The 12,772-nt window shown below is 52.4% G+C and carries 13 protein-coding genes; 1 reads left to right on the top strand and 12 read right to left on the bottom strand.

Going from position 1 to position 12,772, the window contains the following annotated elements; genetic code table 11:
• The 9 genes from ACOJWD_RS13250 to ACOJWD_RS13210 form a co-directional block, all read right to left on the bottom strand.
• Positions 1 to 169, bottom strand: a 169-nt coding sequence (locus tag ACOJWD_RS13250) for a DUF6199 family natural product biosynthesis protein (protein ID WP_486993713.1), incomplete at its 3' end; no start/stop codon positions are given.
• 201 nt (positions 170 to 370) lie between these two features.
• Positions 371 to 988, bottom strand: coding sequence for a bifunctional phosphoribosyl-AMP cyclohydrolase/phosphoribosyl-ATP diphosphatase HisIE (gene hisIE / locus ACOJWD_RS13245; RefSeq protein ID WP_486993711.1), 618 nt, complete (start codon positions 986 to 988; stop codon positions 371 to 373).
• Positions 978 to 1,733 (bottom strand): imidazole glycerol phosphate synthase subunit HisF, encoded by a 756-nt coding sequence (gene hisF / locus ACOJWD_RS13240; protein ID WP_486993710.1) that lies wholly within the window; start codon positions 1,731 to 1,733, stop codon positions 978 to 980. The genes hisIE and hisF overlap by 11 nt, the downstream gene beginning before the upstream one ends.
• Complete coding sequence (locus tag ACOJWD_RS13235; protein ID WP_486993709.1) at positions 1,727 to 2,428, bottom strand: 1-(5-phosphoribosyl)-5-[(5-phosphoribosylamino)methylideneamino]imidazole-4-carboxamide isomerase; 702 nt, start codon at positions 2,426 to 2,428, stop codon at positions 1,727 to 1,729. Before ACOJWD_RS13235 ends, hisF begins: the two co-directional genes overlap by 7 nt.
• A 21-nt stretch (positions 2,429 to 2,449) precedes the next feature.
• Positions 2,450 to 3,040: an imidazole glycerol phosphate synthase subunit HisH gene (gene hisH, locus ACOJWD_RS13230; protein WP_486993708.1), complete on the bottom strand. Its 591-nt coding sequence runs from the start codon at positions 3,038 to 3,040 to the stop codon at positions 2,450 to 2,452.
• Complete coding sequence (hisB, locus tag ACOJWD_RS13225; protein ID WP_486993707.1) at positions 3,040 to 3,621, bottom strand: imidazoleglycerol-phosphate dehydratase HisB; 582 nt, start codon at positions 3,619 to 3,621, stop codon at positions 3,040 to 3,042. Before hisB ends, hisH begins: the two co-directional genes overlap by 1 nt.
• Entirely contained in the window at positions 3,618 to 4,811 is a 1,194-nt protein-coding gene (gene hisD / locus ACOJWD_RS13220) for a histidinol dehydrogenase (protein ID WP_486993712.1), read from the bottom strand. The genes hisB and hisD overlap by 4 nt, the downstream gene beginning before the upstream one ends.
• Before the next feature lie 2 nt (positions 4,812 to 4,813).
• On the bottom strand, positions 4,814 to 5,473 hold the full coding sequence (hisG, locus tag ACOJWD_RS13215) for an ATP phosphoribosyltransferase (RefSeq protein ID WP_486993706.1): 660 nt from the start codon (positions 5,471 to 5,473) through the stop codon (positions 4,814 to 4,816).
• The gene (locus tag ACOJWD_RS13210) at positions 5,463 to 6,281 is read right to left on the bottom strand and encodes an ATP phosphoribosyltransferase regulatory subunit (protein WP_486993705.1); all 819 of its coding nucleotides are present in this window, start codon (positions 6,279 to 6,281) and stop codon (positions 5,463 to 5,465) included. The genes hisG and ACOJWD_RS13210 overlap by 11 nt, the downstream gene beginning before the upstream one ends.
• Positions 6,282 to 6,625: 344 nt before the next feature.
• Here ACOJWD_RS13210 and ACOJWD_RS13205 point away from each other — a divergent pair, with 344 nt between their 5' ends.
• Positions 6,626 to 7,975: an APC family permease gene (locus ACOJWD_RS13205; RefSeq protein ID WP_486993704.1), complete on the top strand. Its 1,350-nt coding sequence runs from the start codon at positions 6,626 to 6,628 to the stop codon at positions 7,973 to 7,975.
• A 363-nt stretch (positions 7,976 to 8,338) separates the two neighbouring features.
• Here ACOJWD_RS13205 and ACOJWD_RS13200 read toward each other — a convergent pair whose 3' ends face one another.
• The 3 genes from ACOJWD_RS13200 to ACOJWD_RS13190 form a co-directional block, all read right to left on the bottom strand.
• Entirely contained in the window at positions 8,339 to 9,712 is a 1,374-nt protein-coding gene (locus ACOJWD_RS13200) for a purine-cytosine permease family protein (RefSeq protein WP_486993703.1), read from the bottom strand.
• A 66-nt stretch (positions 9,713 to 9,778) separates the two neighbouring features.
• A complete protein-coding gene (locus ACOJWD_RS13195) occupies positions 9,779 to 12,460 on the bottom strand; it encodes an AAA family ATPase (protein WP_486993702.1) in 2,682 nt (893 codons plus the stop codon).
• Positions 12,460 to 12,772 (bottom strand): hypothetical protein (locus ACOJWD_RS13190; protein WP_486993701.1); only part of this gene is annotated, 313 nt, incomplete at its 5' end. The genes ACOJWD_RS13195 and ACOJWD_RS13190, both read right to left, overlap by 1 nt.

Raw genomic sequence — 12,772 nt, 5'->3', positions numbered from 1 at the left:
TCCGCCGAATTAAAAAGTACGTCGACGAGGGTTCTTGCACCGCCCGCCATGCCTCGGTAATCCTCCAAATCCATCGCGGAGCGATAATATTGGCTAGTGCCATGGCTGTCCAAAGGGCGAGGAATACTCTGGAGACCCAAAATACCGCCCCATTCGGTCGTAGTGTCATGATCTTCTCCCCCTAATTCACTCTTTATATTCTGTCGCGTTCTTAATCCATCTTCTTCAGCGGAGTCTCCAATTCCTGTTGTCATTTTGGCTGTGTACTCAACGTGGTTGGATTTTCTCATTTCTTAGCTCAATCGTCCGTTCTCAGGCACTCTCGTCATAATCCGACATCCCCTCTTGACAAGAGGTAGACGATCGTCGTTCAACGGGGCAGTCCATGATGCCGCTCCAATAATGTTAAAGATACCTCGTCCAGTGAAATATCGAATCGCCCGATCAAGACTACGAGATGATAAAAAAGATCGGCCAGTTCGTCGACAAGCGCTTCTTTTTTCAGTTCATCTAAGCCATCTATATTGCAGGCCGCGATGACCACCTCAATCGCCTCTTCTCCAACCTTCTGAATGAGACGAGAGAGCGGACCATCCGCCAACGACTGCGTATACGATGTTCCATCGCGCGGGTCGCGAAGACGTTCGTTCACAATATCTTGCAAGAACATCATCGGGTCGGGGAGCTCTCTTAATCCGTCGCCAAAGCAACTGAACGTATTACGATGACAGGCCGGGCCCTCTGCGTCAACGAGATACACATAGGCATCCTGGTCGCAGTCGGATAGAATTTGACGCACGTGAAGCCGATGACCAGACGTTTCACCCTTTTGCCATAAGCGATGTCGCGAACGACTAAAAAAGTGTGCTAGTCTCGTCGATTCCGTGAGTTCGAGCGCTTCCTGATTAGCATAAGCGAGCATCAACACTTGCCGAGTTACCCGGTCCTGAACCACAACGGGGAAAAGTATCTGGTTTTCAAAGGTCACGGACGGGAATCCCCCTTTCGTGTAAATGTGCTTTGATGTCAGCGATGGTGATTTTCTCTTGATGAAGCAGCGAAGCGACCAACATTGATGAATGTCCTGCCGCGTAGAGATCCGCAAAGTGGTCTAAGTGGCCCGCGCCACCCGACGCAATCAGAGGACGGCTCGTACAGGTTCGAGCATAGTTCATCATGGTAATGTCGTAACCTTCCTGTCGACCATCTTGGTCAATACTTGTCAAAAGAAATTCCCCAGCCCCATAACTTTCAGCCTCTTTAAGCCAGTCTCCGAGCTCTCGTCCGGTATCCCTATGGCCCCCATGGGAATACACTTCATATTGTCCCTTCGCTCGCACCACATCCACCGCCACCACCGTGCATTGCGATCCCCAGCGCCGCGCCACTTCTTCAATGAGTGTGGGACGACTGAAAACGGCACTATTCATGGACACCTTATCCGCTCCATGTTTCAACAGTCGTTCGACATCATCAACACCGCGGATTCCTCCCCCCACCGTCAATGGAATGCGTAAAGACGAGCGTAATTGCGATATTTGATCCAGTTGCAGTTCTTGATCATCCACTGTGGCCGCAATATCAAGCCACACTAATTCATCAGCACCGTCATCCGCATACCGCAGCGCCAATTCCACGGGATCACCGGAATCAATCAGGTTTTGAAAACGCACGCCTTTTACTGTCCTGCCGTTGCGAACATCAAGACATGGAATGAGTCGCACTCTTAGCATCGCAGCATCATCTCAATCGACAACCGCTCTTCAATCCACGCCTTCCCTACCACGGCTCGGGTAATGCCGCACCGCTCCAACGTGAGGAGGTCATTCATCGTGGTAATTCCACCTCCGGCCCCAATATCCCCCGGCAATTTCGACCACGTCTGCCAAAAGTGCTCATTAATCCCCCCCATGGTGCCGTCAGATAACACATCGGTGACCTGAGCTCGCTGCCACCCCCGCTGAAAAAGATCCTGCCAACACTGCACGGCAGGCGGCCCGTCGACCTCCCATCCGCCAGTACGCAAAATGCCTTCAGCCACGTCCAATGCAGCGACCATAAAGTCAGGAAAACGTGAGAGACACCGATCGGCAAAGATTTCCTCCTGCACCAGTTGACTCCCCACGACAATTCGGCGAGCGCCACATGCGATGAGCTTTTCTACTGTGCTCATCTCGCGAATTCCTCCGCCGCATTGCACCTCCACTCCATGACTGGCCAGTTGTTCCACAAATTCATAAAGAGTAAAGAGACCACTCCGGGCGCCGGACAAGTCCACCAGATGTAGGCGCGGTGGCCAGCCGTGAAAACGATGGTGTACAAATCCTAATGGATCATGGCTATACACAACCTTCTGCCCAAAGTCTCCCTGCGTCAGGCGCACCACCGCTCCTTCATCAATGTCTAACGCTGGCCACAATTCGATCATTATCGTTCCCCCTTGATACCCTTAGCGCAAGGTATCGTTCAATAACGCTTCGCCTACCGCTCCCGAGAGTTCTGGATGAAACTGCATACCGATGAGCGACCCAGACATGACGACACTAGGGAAAGGTTGCCCATACGTGGTCAGAGAAACGGTAAGGTTCGCATCGTCTGGACTCACGTAGTAGCTGTGGACAAAATAGAAGCACTGCTGGTGATAGGCTTTGAGCCACTGAGGGGCATGCGCAGAGACCGCAATATCATTCCAGCCTATATGGGGCAAAACCAAATTCGGTAAACTAGATACCGGGCCCTCGATCCACCCGAGTCCCCTCCCCCCCTCGTCCGAATCTTGGAACAATAGTTGCAGGCCAAGACAAATGCCTAGAAAGGGTTGCCCGTCCTGCCACCGGTCCCATAAAGGGTGCAACAGTCCACGTTGTTGTAAGTCTTCTTGAATGGTATTCATGGCTCCAACCCCAGGAAATATGATCCAGTCGGCGTACGAGATGTCTGGGTGTTTCTCCCAGACACTGACGTGATGTCCTAGGCGCTTGAGACTCGCCATCAAACTGCCCGTGTTGCCCCCACGCAGAGGCACGATGGCACAGCGCATTAGAGAACCCCCTTGGTAGAAAGCACTCGGTCCGCGACGGTATTGACCGCCTCGTGGAGCGCCATACCCAATCCTTTAAACGCGGCCTCATAGACATGATGTGCATTGACACCACTCACGTGGCGACAATGGAGAGTGGATTGACTAGCACGCGCAAATCCATTAAAAAATTCAGGCCAAACCTCTGAACCTACCGCTCCAATGGCGGCGGTAGGGAAATCACCACTCCAGTACAATTGTCCCCGACCAGAGAGGTCCAAAGCACAGAGCACCAGCGCATCGTCCATCGGCATCATCCTTTGACCAAAGCGCTGAATGCCTCGACGGTCCCCTAAAATTTTGGCGAGGGCTTGCCCCAAGGTAATCCCCACATCCTCTACCAGATGATGGGCATCGACCTCAACATCTCCATGGGCCTCTAATACCATAGAGAGTCGCCCATGAACTGCCAACGCCGACATGAAATGATTCAATATCGGAAGATTGGTCGAAATCTGAGGGATCTCGGTTTGATCCAATGACAGTGACAACGCAATCGAGGTCTCTAGCGTTTCCCGGCGTATCGATGTCTCTCGCGTCATAAATCCATCTCCTTTGCTGTCAATCGAAGCAACATGGCTCTTTGGTGATAGGTGAGGCCTTCTACTGCTGCGAGGCACGCTGCATGCCGGTACGCCTCATCTCCGATCTCGCGCGAGGCCTGAATGACACTTATCCGCTTGAGAAAGGTACGCGTTGACAGTCCTGACAAAAAGCGCCCGGCCCCTCCCGTGGGCAGAACATGACTCGGACCCGCTACATAGTCTCCCAATGCTTGACCAGACCACGGCCCTATGAAAATCGCCCCCGCCGACCAAATTCGATCGGCGAGACTTTCGATGTCACTTCCCATGAGACCTAAGTGTTCTGGCGCCACCCGGTTAACGTGCGCTATCACTTCCTCTAGAGTATCGAGAACCGTGACGCGGATCGTCCCCATGCCCGAAGGAGCCAATTGGACTCTCTCCTTTACGCTTTTGGCAAGACCCGCATTGGTCGTAAGAAACTCCGCGCTGGCATCGAGGGCGTGCTCCGCTTGGGTGAAGAGATCGGCTACCACAAAGTCCTCCCAGAAAGGGTCATTGGCAACTATCATCACTTCTGAGGGACCCGCTAAGACATCCAAACCGACGATGCCCCGTAATGCCATTTCTTGTTTAGCTTCCGCAACAAATCGATTCCCTGGCCCCGCTATTAAATGCACCGGAGAAAATCCCGCAAACCCGTATCCTAGCGCCGCAATCGCCTGCGCCCCTCCCAACAGCAGTACTTCACGAATTTCTAAGAGTTGCAACACATACCGCCAGAGCGCACTTTGCCGAACGTCGCGCCGGGGCGGAATCGACACCACGATGTCTTTCACTCCAGCCACGCGGGCGGGAATAACGCTCATGAGTGCACTCGAAATCAAGGGATATTCTCCGTTCGGGACATAGACCCCTACCCGGGGAATAGGAACAAAGCGCTCGCGAAGGGTCATTCCTGGCTCTGAATCCATGATCACGCTCTGAGGCAAGGTACGCTCGTGAAATTCGGTAATCCGACATACAGCATATTGAATGGCATCGGCAATGTCCGATGAAATCGTGACAGCGTCATCGGCCATGGGATTCCACACCACCGAATTTTCGTCCAGGCTCACTTGGTCATAGACATTCGTATAGTGCAGAGCCATCGCAAGGCCATGATCGCGGACATCATCTAAGATTTGCTGGACTAAAGATCTACTCATCACTAGATAACCCGTCCTTCCGTATCTCGAGTCATCTGCGATACAGCCCTCACTGCCCGTTGCAACACCGCCGTAATCTCTTGGACTTCTGGATTGAGACGCCACGCAATAGGGTTGGCAATAAGACGCGCAGTGGATGAAAACAGCGTCTCAATTTCACGCAAATGATGTGCCCGAAGGGTCGTGCCGGTTTGCACTAGGTCGATAATATACGGCGCAATGCCAAGATGCGGAGCGAGCTCGACACTTCCCGCAAGCTGGGTGATGTCCACCTTCTGGCCGCGTTCCTCCCAGTAGCTTCGAGCGACATGGGGATATTTTGTGGCCACTGCGACCGGTCCGCGCGGAAACTCATCGTTCAATCCCGCCAATACCATCCGACACGACGCAATGCCTAAATCTAACACTTCCAGAACCTCCGTCTGCAGGGACTCCGCCAAGATGTCACGCCCCACAATCCCGAGTCCCGCAATACCTCGGCGCACCATCTCCGGAATATCTTGACCTCTGGCCACGATCAATCCCGGACGCTCGGAGGTGGCAGGAAACCATAGCTGACGCGAATCGATATCTGGCCATTCCCACGACGCCGTTTGCCATAGCCCCATGACCTCTTCCAGAACCCGTCCTTTCGCCACAACGACCGTCACATTACGTGACATCCTCCACCTCCTGAATGGCTGCCTCGACCGCATCTAAATATAAGGTGAAGCCGATTCCTCGCATCGGTTCCTTTTTGCCGGTAATTTCAAATGCCCCCCCGTTGAGCAAGGGACGACCAGAACGGGGATGATACAGGCTGAAATTGAGACCCACATGATATTGCCGCGGTCCAATGAGCGAAAGGTCCCATAGAGTCTGCCATGGCCCCATGACGTCGGGATGCGCTTCTGGAAGTGCCACCCAGTTGCTGATGAGAGAGCGAAACTTGGCCGTCGGCTGGGGACGGAAAAGTTCGATGAGGGGATCCGCCACGGCCGAAAGCAGCGCGTTCACCTCGGACAAGTAGCCTCGGCGAATATTGGTGATCAGTGTCGCCGCCACATCCTCTGACAGCCCAGACAAACGAGCGCACTCCCTCACCAAGCCCACATCTCCAAACACCATTGTGAGTTGACTGTGCTGAAGTCCCTGGGCGATGAGCCAAAGCGCTATTTCCTTAATCACCATCAACACGGCTTCTTGAGCATCAGTCGTTGAAGACCCGATCCACTCCACATCGATAGCTTCGGTCCACGGTTGACCCGGACGACTAATAGGGCCAGTAGAAAAGACTTTCAAAATAGGACTATTGAGGTCTTCACCAAAACTACGCAAGAAGTTCATGATAGGCGGTGTATAGTCGGTCGGAACTGATTCTGCCGCATATAACTCGACGGGCAAGGGATTGAATCCCCGATTCAATAAGAGCTGGCTTAACCCAAGAAATATTTCATATTGACGTCGGCGATCTTTGAGCCATGCATCCATAGGCACCTCATAAATACTTTATGTCTTTATTCATGCATTATAGTAAAGCAGAGGTTCGTCATCGTCAATGCCTTTTCCGTATCTTTTCATTGTCGCGCGAGAGGGCTAATCACAATAAGACCCATAGATGATGTTCGCCTCACCGATCCTTGAGTATAAAGCGCATTCCCCCGGGCGATAGGAAATACTAAGAACGTCACTACAGCACAGTCCAATCTATGAGCCACTTGTTCTTAACCCGGTTTGGCGGTACGCATAGAGGTTGTGTATACTACTGGGATAACTAGAGCACCCCACTCAATGGACAGTTTTGGACTTCACACCATCATGGGAGGTGACCTTCAATGGCGCGATCATCGTTTGCACAAGGACGGCTCCGGCCCAAATTAAGTACCTTTCAAGCGGTGGCATTAGCACTAGCGGCCACATCGCCCACTGCCTCAGTGTTTTTAACCTACGGTTCCGCCTGGCAAGTCGCCGGCACCGGCCTAGTGCTGGGATACGCTATTGGAATTGTTTTAGTGATCGGCATTGCCCTCACCTATGCTGAAGGCGCGAGCGCCTATCCTTACACCGCTGGGGGCGATTATTCAATTGTGGCACAAGCTCTAGGCCCACGCATCGGTAGTGTCTATACCTCGCTCTTTATGTTTAAAGGAATTGTCATTCCGTCGGTGTTAAGTATAGCTACGGCCGCCTACCTCAAAGCCATTTTCCCCAGCATTCCGGTGACGCTGACGGCGGTAATCGTCCTTTTGATTATTCTCTTTTTTGCCTTTGAAGGGATTCGCATGTCCGGTGCGGTCGCCACTGCCATGGTCATAGTCGAGTCGGCAGTCTTAATCGGCTTTATGGTGATCTCGGCTACCCACATCCACCAGTCACCCGCCATTTTGATTCACCCCATCATGGCCAACACTCACGGTCATGGCTTTCGCGCAGCTACCGCCGCGGGCATCATCGCTTCGGTTGTTTCCGCCTTATTTGCCTATAACGGTTGGGAAGCGAGTTTGTATTTTAGCGAAGAGACGCATACCGATCCCAAACGAGTCGGGCAAACGGTGATGATTAATATCGCCGTCATCACGGGGCTCGAACTGGTGGCCATCGCTCTTGCGACTCTAGCACTTCCCGCCCTGCACCAGGTAGGTGGCAGCTTGCCGTTAACCCTCGTGGTACGTGACGCCGTGGGGTCCATTGGTGCGATGGCCATTTTGGGAGGCGTCGTCATCGCGCAGTTTGATTCGGCCCTGGCATCCACGTTAACCTATGGGCGCATCTATTACGCGATCGCCCGGGATGGACAGTGGCCGGCCCCCATTAACCGATTCTTTCTGAAACTAAACCGCCATGAGGTCCCCTATGGGCCTTTCGTCATTCTGGGAATGATTAATCTCGCCATTTGCTTGATGAGTTCCTTGACGTCGCTCGTCATCTTCACCGGTTCGCTCCTAATGGTCCTCTACCTTGGGGTCGCCATTTCGAGCTTCATAACTCACCGTCATCACCAACCAGCATATCGCATGTGGCTATGGCCACTCCCGGCCTTGGTTGCCATCATTGGTATTCTGATCGTGTTTAGCCAAGAATCCTTAACCAGTATCTTCATCGTTCTCGGCATGGTCGCCATGGGCATCGTGTGGAGTCTTTTTGCGCCCGCCACCAAACGCAGCCATCCCCGGGAGCCTCAGTAAATGAACTGACCATCCCGGAATAAGAGCACAAAGCCACCTGCGCTTACGTCATTTAAAGAGGTGCTACGCACGACGCCACGAGGGGCATCTGTCACGGAGATGCCCTTGGTATTGTCAAGCAGCACCAGAGCGGCTCGGAGATCACCAGGCGTCCCATCGAGAGACGTTCAGAGCAGAACCTATCCGCCATAGGTCTGAGAGACGTCGACTGCAGTATCGACACAATCCACAATCCGGTTCGTAATGTACGCCATGGGTCAGGAGGAGGTTCTCTGTCTCGCAATCACGGGTGCGCAGATCTACTCGGCCCAAACCCTATTCCCGGTTCCGGAGGGCTCGGAAGGGATGACTCCCTTCCGAGGTCTAGGATGTTTCTTTCACCTCATCCTCAACGCGATGTCCTTTGGCCGTCAGATAATAGAGCGGAGCGGATACCAAAAGGCCAATAACCCAGGAAATGTCTGCCCCTCCCATCGACTTCGCGATCGGCCCAGTATAAAACGTCGTGTTCATGAACGGCACCTCAACCAACACTCCAACGAGGTAAACCAGGAGAGTCCTCCCATTAAAACGCCGATAGATGCCGTCCACCTTAAATATCTCGTTAATGCGATACTCGCCACGACGTACAAAATAGAAGTCCACCAAGTTGATAGCCGTCCAAGGAATTAAGAAGTACGCTAAAAAGAGAATGAAGTTTGAAAAATTGTTCAGGAAATTTCCTTGCCCCCAAATCGCCAGCCCCGTGCCTACGACAGCCATCACCACCACAAAAGAAGTCCGTGTCCTTTGATTGACCGTCATCGTCACCAAAGCCTCTAAAGAGGTCGTCATGGACATGAAGGCCCCGTACAGATTCAACACATTGACGGCAATAATCCCAAGAATAATCGTCAAAAACATCAGGTAGACCCATGCGCCCGGGCCAAACAAATGCGCAACGTTCGAGCTCGAGTTGGCCAAAAAATTTCGAATCCCGAGGGTGAGGACGGCTCCCAGCACCATCATCCAGGCACTACTCAATACCGTTCCGGCATAGGTATAACCAAAGGTTTTCGACACCGACGTCTTCTTCGGGAGATAGCGAGAATAGTCTGCCACGTAGGGGGCATAGCTGATTTGCCAAGTCACCATAATCGTCAAGGTGAGAAATACCATCGGCCAGTTGGGATGACTCAGCGACCACTCGCCGACCTTAAGCGGTAAGGAAAATGCCTTAATGGTCACGAATATAAATACCACCGCAAAGACAATCGCTAGCCATCGCTCGACAGCATGGATTAAATCGTATCCCACCACGGTCACGGCTAACGTAAGGACACTCAGCAGGACAATCGCCCCATCAATCGGGATATGTCCGTGACTTAATCCAGTCAATGCTTGCGCACCAATAACACTGCTCGAGGCAAAAAATCCGAGATACATCAAAATAACGATTAGTAATGGCACAATCGCGCCCATCACGCCAAACTGCGCCCGACTCTGAATCATTTGTGGTATTCCCAATTTCGGACCTTGGGCTGAATGGTAGGCCATGAATATAGCGCCTATGAGATTACCGATAATGATGACCACGATACTCCACCCTAAATCGAGTCCTAAGACCACCGCGAGAGCTCCCGTGACAAGCGGCGTTAATTGCATATTCGCCGAAAACCACACCGTGAATAAGTCCCCGACCCGACCGTGCCTTTCTTCCTCGGGGATAAAATCAATACTATGTCGCTCAATCTCCATGAAATTTATAACCTCCATCCACTATGGTTCCTCGATATCTTTGGGATTCCTAGTTACTCTTCTCCCTTAATTCGACACGTTGATGGAATGAACCGGAGTCCATAAGTCGATCACCTGAGCCGAACGAAGACTGCTATAGCGTCTTGTTGCACTGGTCAAAACAATAATCTGGGCGCTTTGCCCTACGACATTTAGTACCGACGCCATCATATCCATACGTTCGTCATCAGTGTGCCCTAACGTATCGTCAAGAATAATGGGTACCCCATCGTCTCTATCGACCAACGATGCGGCGGCAAGCCGTACCAAAAGTGCTAACTGCTCTTGCGCTCCGGTGCTCAGCACCTCCACAGGCAAAGTATCGCCATGATAGGTGCGGGAGACCACCGAGAGCGTTTCATCCAGTTGCACGTCAAAGTCGCTTCCAAAGACAGCGCGACCAAGTTCGGTAATCCTTTGGCGAAGCGGTTCGCGATAGCGAAGTTGTTCTCTCTCACGACAGTCATTCACTGTCTCATACAATAATTTGGCCGCTTGCGCTCGCCTCGTAAGCTGATCCAACGACGCTTTACACCCCTCGTAACGAATTTTGGCTTCTTCAAGCTCTTCATAGAGCCCCAATCCGCCAACCGCGTTCAGACGTCCCTGAATTTCCGCGCGCTCTTGGCGCAGTTCATGACTTCGCTGCTTGATGGTGGCGATCTGTTCGGACCCGTTGTTCACCAATACGCGCACGTGTTCCGGCTCAAGATTCTCTAACCGTTGAACCAATGTCTCAACGTCTCTCTTAAGTGTCTGCACCTCCAAAGTGCCGGTCTCCAGATGCTCTGTCAGCCGTTCGTCGGATAGGATGCGTCGTCGTTCCTCCAATCGATATCGCATGTCAGACAATTGCTGCCCGTTTTGGCTCATCTCGGCGAGGAGCGTCTGCCTCTCATCTTGGAGCCGTTGTTGTTCTTTTTTCAGAGCCTCGCACTGATGGGTCGCATCATGATATATTTCCTCGGCTTGTTCCATGACCCGGCGCGCATCCTCAGCTTGTTTACGAGCTACCTCCAGCGCATCGGGAAAAACGTACCCTTCCGGCCGATTCTCCTCATAGTGGCCCATAGCGACCGTCAGTTCGAGCATCCGCGTTTCCAGATCTGCCAGCGAAAGGCCCGCACTCTCGTCATCGAGTTGCCGTTGACTGCTATCAATTTGTGTCTCAAGCGTGCGCTGTTCAAGCGACTGACTTTCGGCATCGTTCAAGTCCTGAACGCCATATTGGTCAAAGAGTTTGGACAGAGCGTTTTGCTCTACACCTAATTTCGACTGCAATTCAGAAACCGACGTGCCAGGATATACCGTCATCTCAAAGCGATCCGGATCCACCACCGTAAACTTCTCTGATAGGGAAAGATTTCGCACCTCATGGTCATCTAAGGCCACCTTTACCCCATTCAAAATCAGGGTTGTCGGTTGCATACTGCGAATTACTGCAGAAGGGCTCTTCACTTGTAGCGCCGATTGCGCCAACCGCACAATGTCGCTCTGCTTGCGAATTTTTTTTAGTCCGACTTCATCAATACGAATCCGTTCCCTCCGTTGACGACACGTGGACAGCAATTGGTTTAACTCACGAATGCGCTCGATCTGGTGCGTAAGACCCGCCAGCTCCTGACGCATGATCACACTGTTCAGGTCCTCGTTCCTTTCGTCAAAGGCGTGTCGTGCCTCCCGTCGAGACTTTTCTGCAATCTCATACTCTTCTTGTGCCGCTTGAAGACGGGCGGATAGCTGATTCGAATCGGCATCCCCCTCATGTAAACGCCTCTCTGAAATCGCCACTTGTTTCACCAATTCGTTTTCTTGGCGAGTCAATTGCTCTCTCTCGGTCAATTGGCCACGCCATTCAGAGATCTTTTCTTGCGCCAGGGTTAATTGCTCGAGCTTTCGCCGTTGCTCGTTTTCTATCTCAGCAATAAGGGATAGAGATGCCTGGGCGTGTTGCCATTTAGCCTCAGCATCGGCTAATTCTTCCACGGACCCACGTAATTGACTATCTAAGTAGTGGAGGCGCTGGCTGTCATTCTCGGCATCGGCCATCTGTCGTGTGATGCGCTCGACCTCGTCGTTAGAGCGCCGAAGCTCCTCGCGGAGACCGCCAAACATCCCTTTAATTTCCGCCCCAGTCGCCGTAAAATAGCGATCGCGCTCCTTCTTCACGCGATCAAAGAGAGTATCATCTGTAACGTTTCCACTGCCCCCACCGGCCGCCCGATCCAACGCCGCACGCAATGACCTTGAGGTCCCTAGCACCACATGCGCCGCGTCATCGGTCGCACTCCCTTGCACAATCTTGAGCGCCTTCCATAATTCCCAGTCCATCTGATGAATGAGACGCTCCCGCATATAGTCATGGGCTTCACGGCCGGCCATGGACCGCCGCCCACTACCCGTCTTCTCAATCGTGAGTCGTGTAGTTCTGTCACGATGATAGCGCTTGAAATAGGTCAGTATTTCTTGATCCATTTGAAGTTGAACTTCAATTTCCGTCCCATAATCTTGACCTTGTGGTCGCATCGCTACCACTTCGCGGTGCGATGAGGAATCTGCATACTCAATTATTGTATCGAGTGCGGTCACTAACGATGTCTTACCCACCTCATTGGGCCCTTGAACCACAGTAATTCCCGTAGGCCGAAACTCCACCTCAGCTTCTTTGACGCCTTTATAGTGTTTTAGGCGAATGGATAAGATCCGCACTATTGCACCTCCCGAATCAGCCGATAGTAGAGCGCCAGCGCATCTCGATGACGCTGACCCTCTTCTTCCGGCCCCCGAGCGCCATCCATTAGCATGTCAAATGCAGCACGAGCAAACCCGCTTAACTGCACGCCCTTTATCTCTTCATGATCTGCCAAGATTGCTAATTTGTCGCGATGTTCATGGCGTTCAATCGCCGAAAACACTTCGCGTGCTTCTTCAATCACTCGCTCTATCTCCATGTGATCCGCCAGGGTAATGGTTCCGCGTATATTCACCTTGTCAATGGTGTGTGTCTTATCGCTGATGCTA

It is taken from the genome of Sulfobacillus sp. TH-112 (assembly GCF_057473405.1).
This window is presented reverse-complemented; position numbering and strand designations above follow the sequence as displayed.

Excerpts from the sequence above, each read along its gene's own strand:
- hisF (WP_486993710.1), bottom strand. The coding sequence starts at position 1,733 with ATGCTAAGAGTGCGACTCATTCCATGTCTTGATGTTCGCAACGGCAGG.
- ACOJWD_RS13235 (WP_486993709.1), bottom strand. The coding sequence starts at position 2,428 with ATGATCGAATTGTGGCCAGCGTTAGACATTGATGAAGGAGCGGTGGTG.
- hisH (WP_486993708.1), bottom strand. The coding sequence starts at position 3,040 with ATGCGCTGTGCCATCGTGCCTCTGCGTGGGGGCAACACGGGCAGTTTG.
- hisB (WP_486993707.1), bottom strand. The coding sequence starts at position 3,621 with ATGACGCGAGAGACATCGATACGCCGGGAAACGCTAGAGACCTCGATT.
- hisD (WP_486993712.1), bottom strand. The coding sequence starts at position 4,811 with ATGAGTAGATCTTTAGTCCAGCAAATCTTAGATGATGTCCGCGATCAT.
- hisG (WP_486993706.1), bottom strand. The coding sequence starts at position 5,473 with ATGTCACGTAATGTGACGGTCGTTGTGGCGAAAGGACGGGTTCTGGAA.
- ACOJWD_RS13210 (WP_486993705.1), bottom strand. The coding sequence starts at position 6,281 with ATGGATGCATGGCTCAAAGATCGCCGACGTCAATATGAAATATTTCTT.
- ACOJWD_RS13205 (WP_486993704.1), top strand. The coding sequence starts at position 6,626 with ATGGCGCGATCATCGTTTGCACAAGGACGGCTCCGGCCCAAATTAAGT.
- ACOJWD_RS13200 (WP_486993703.1), bottom strand. The coding sequence starts at position 9,712 with ATGGAGATTGAGCGACATAGTATTGATTTTATCCCCGAGGAAGAAAGG.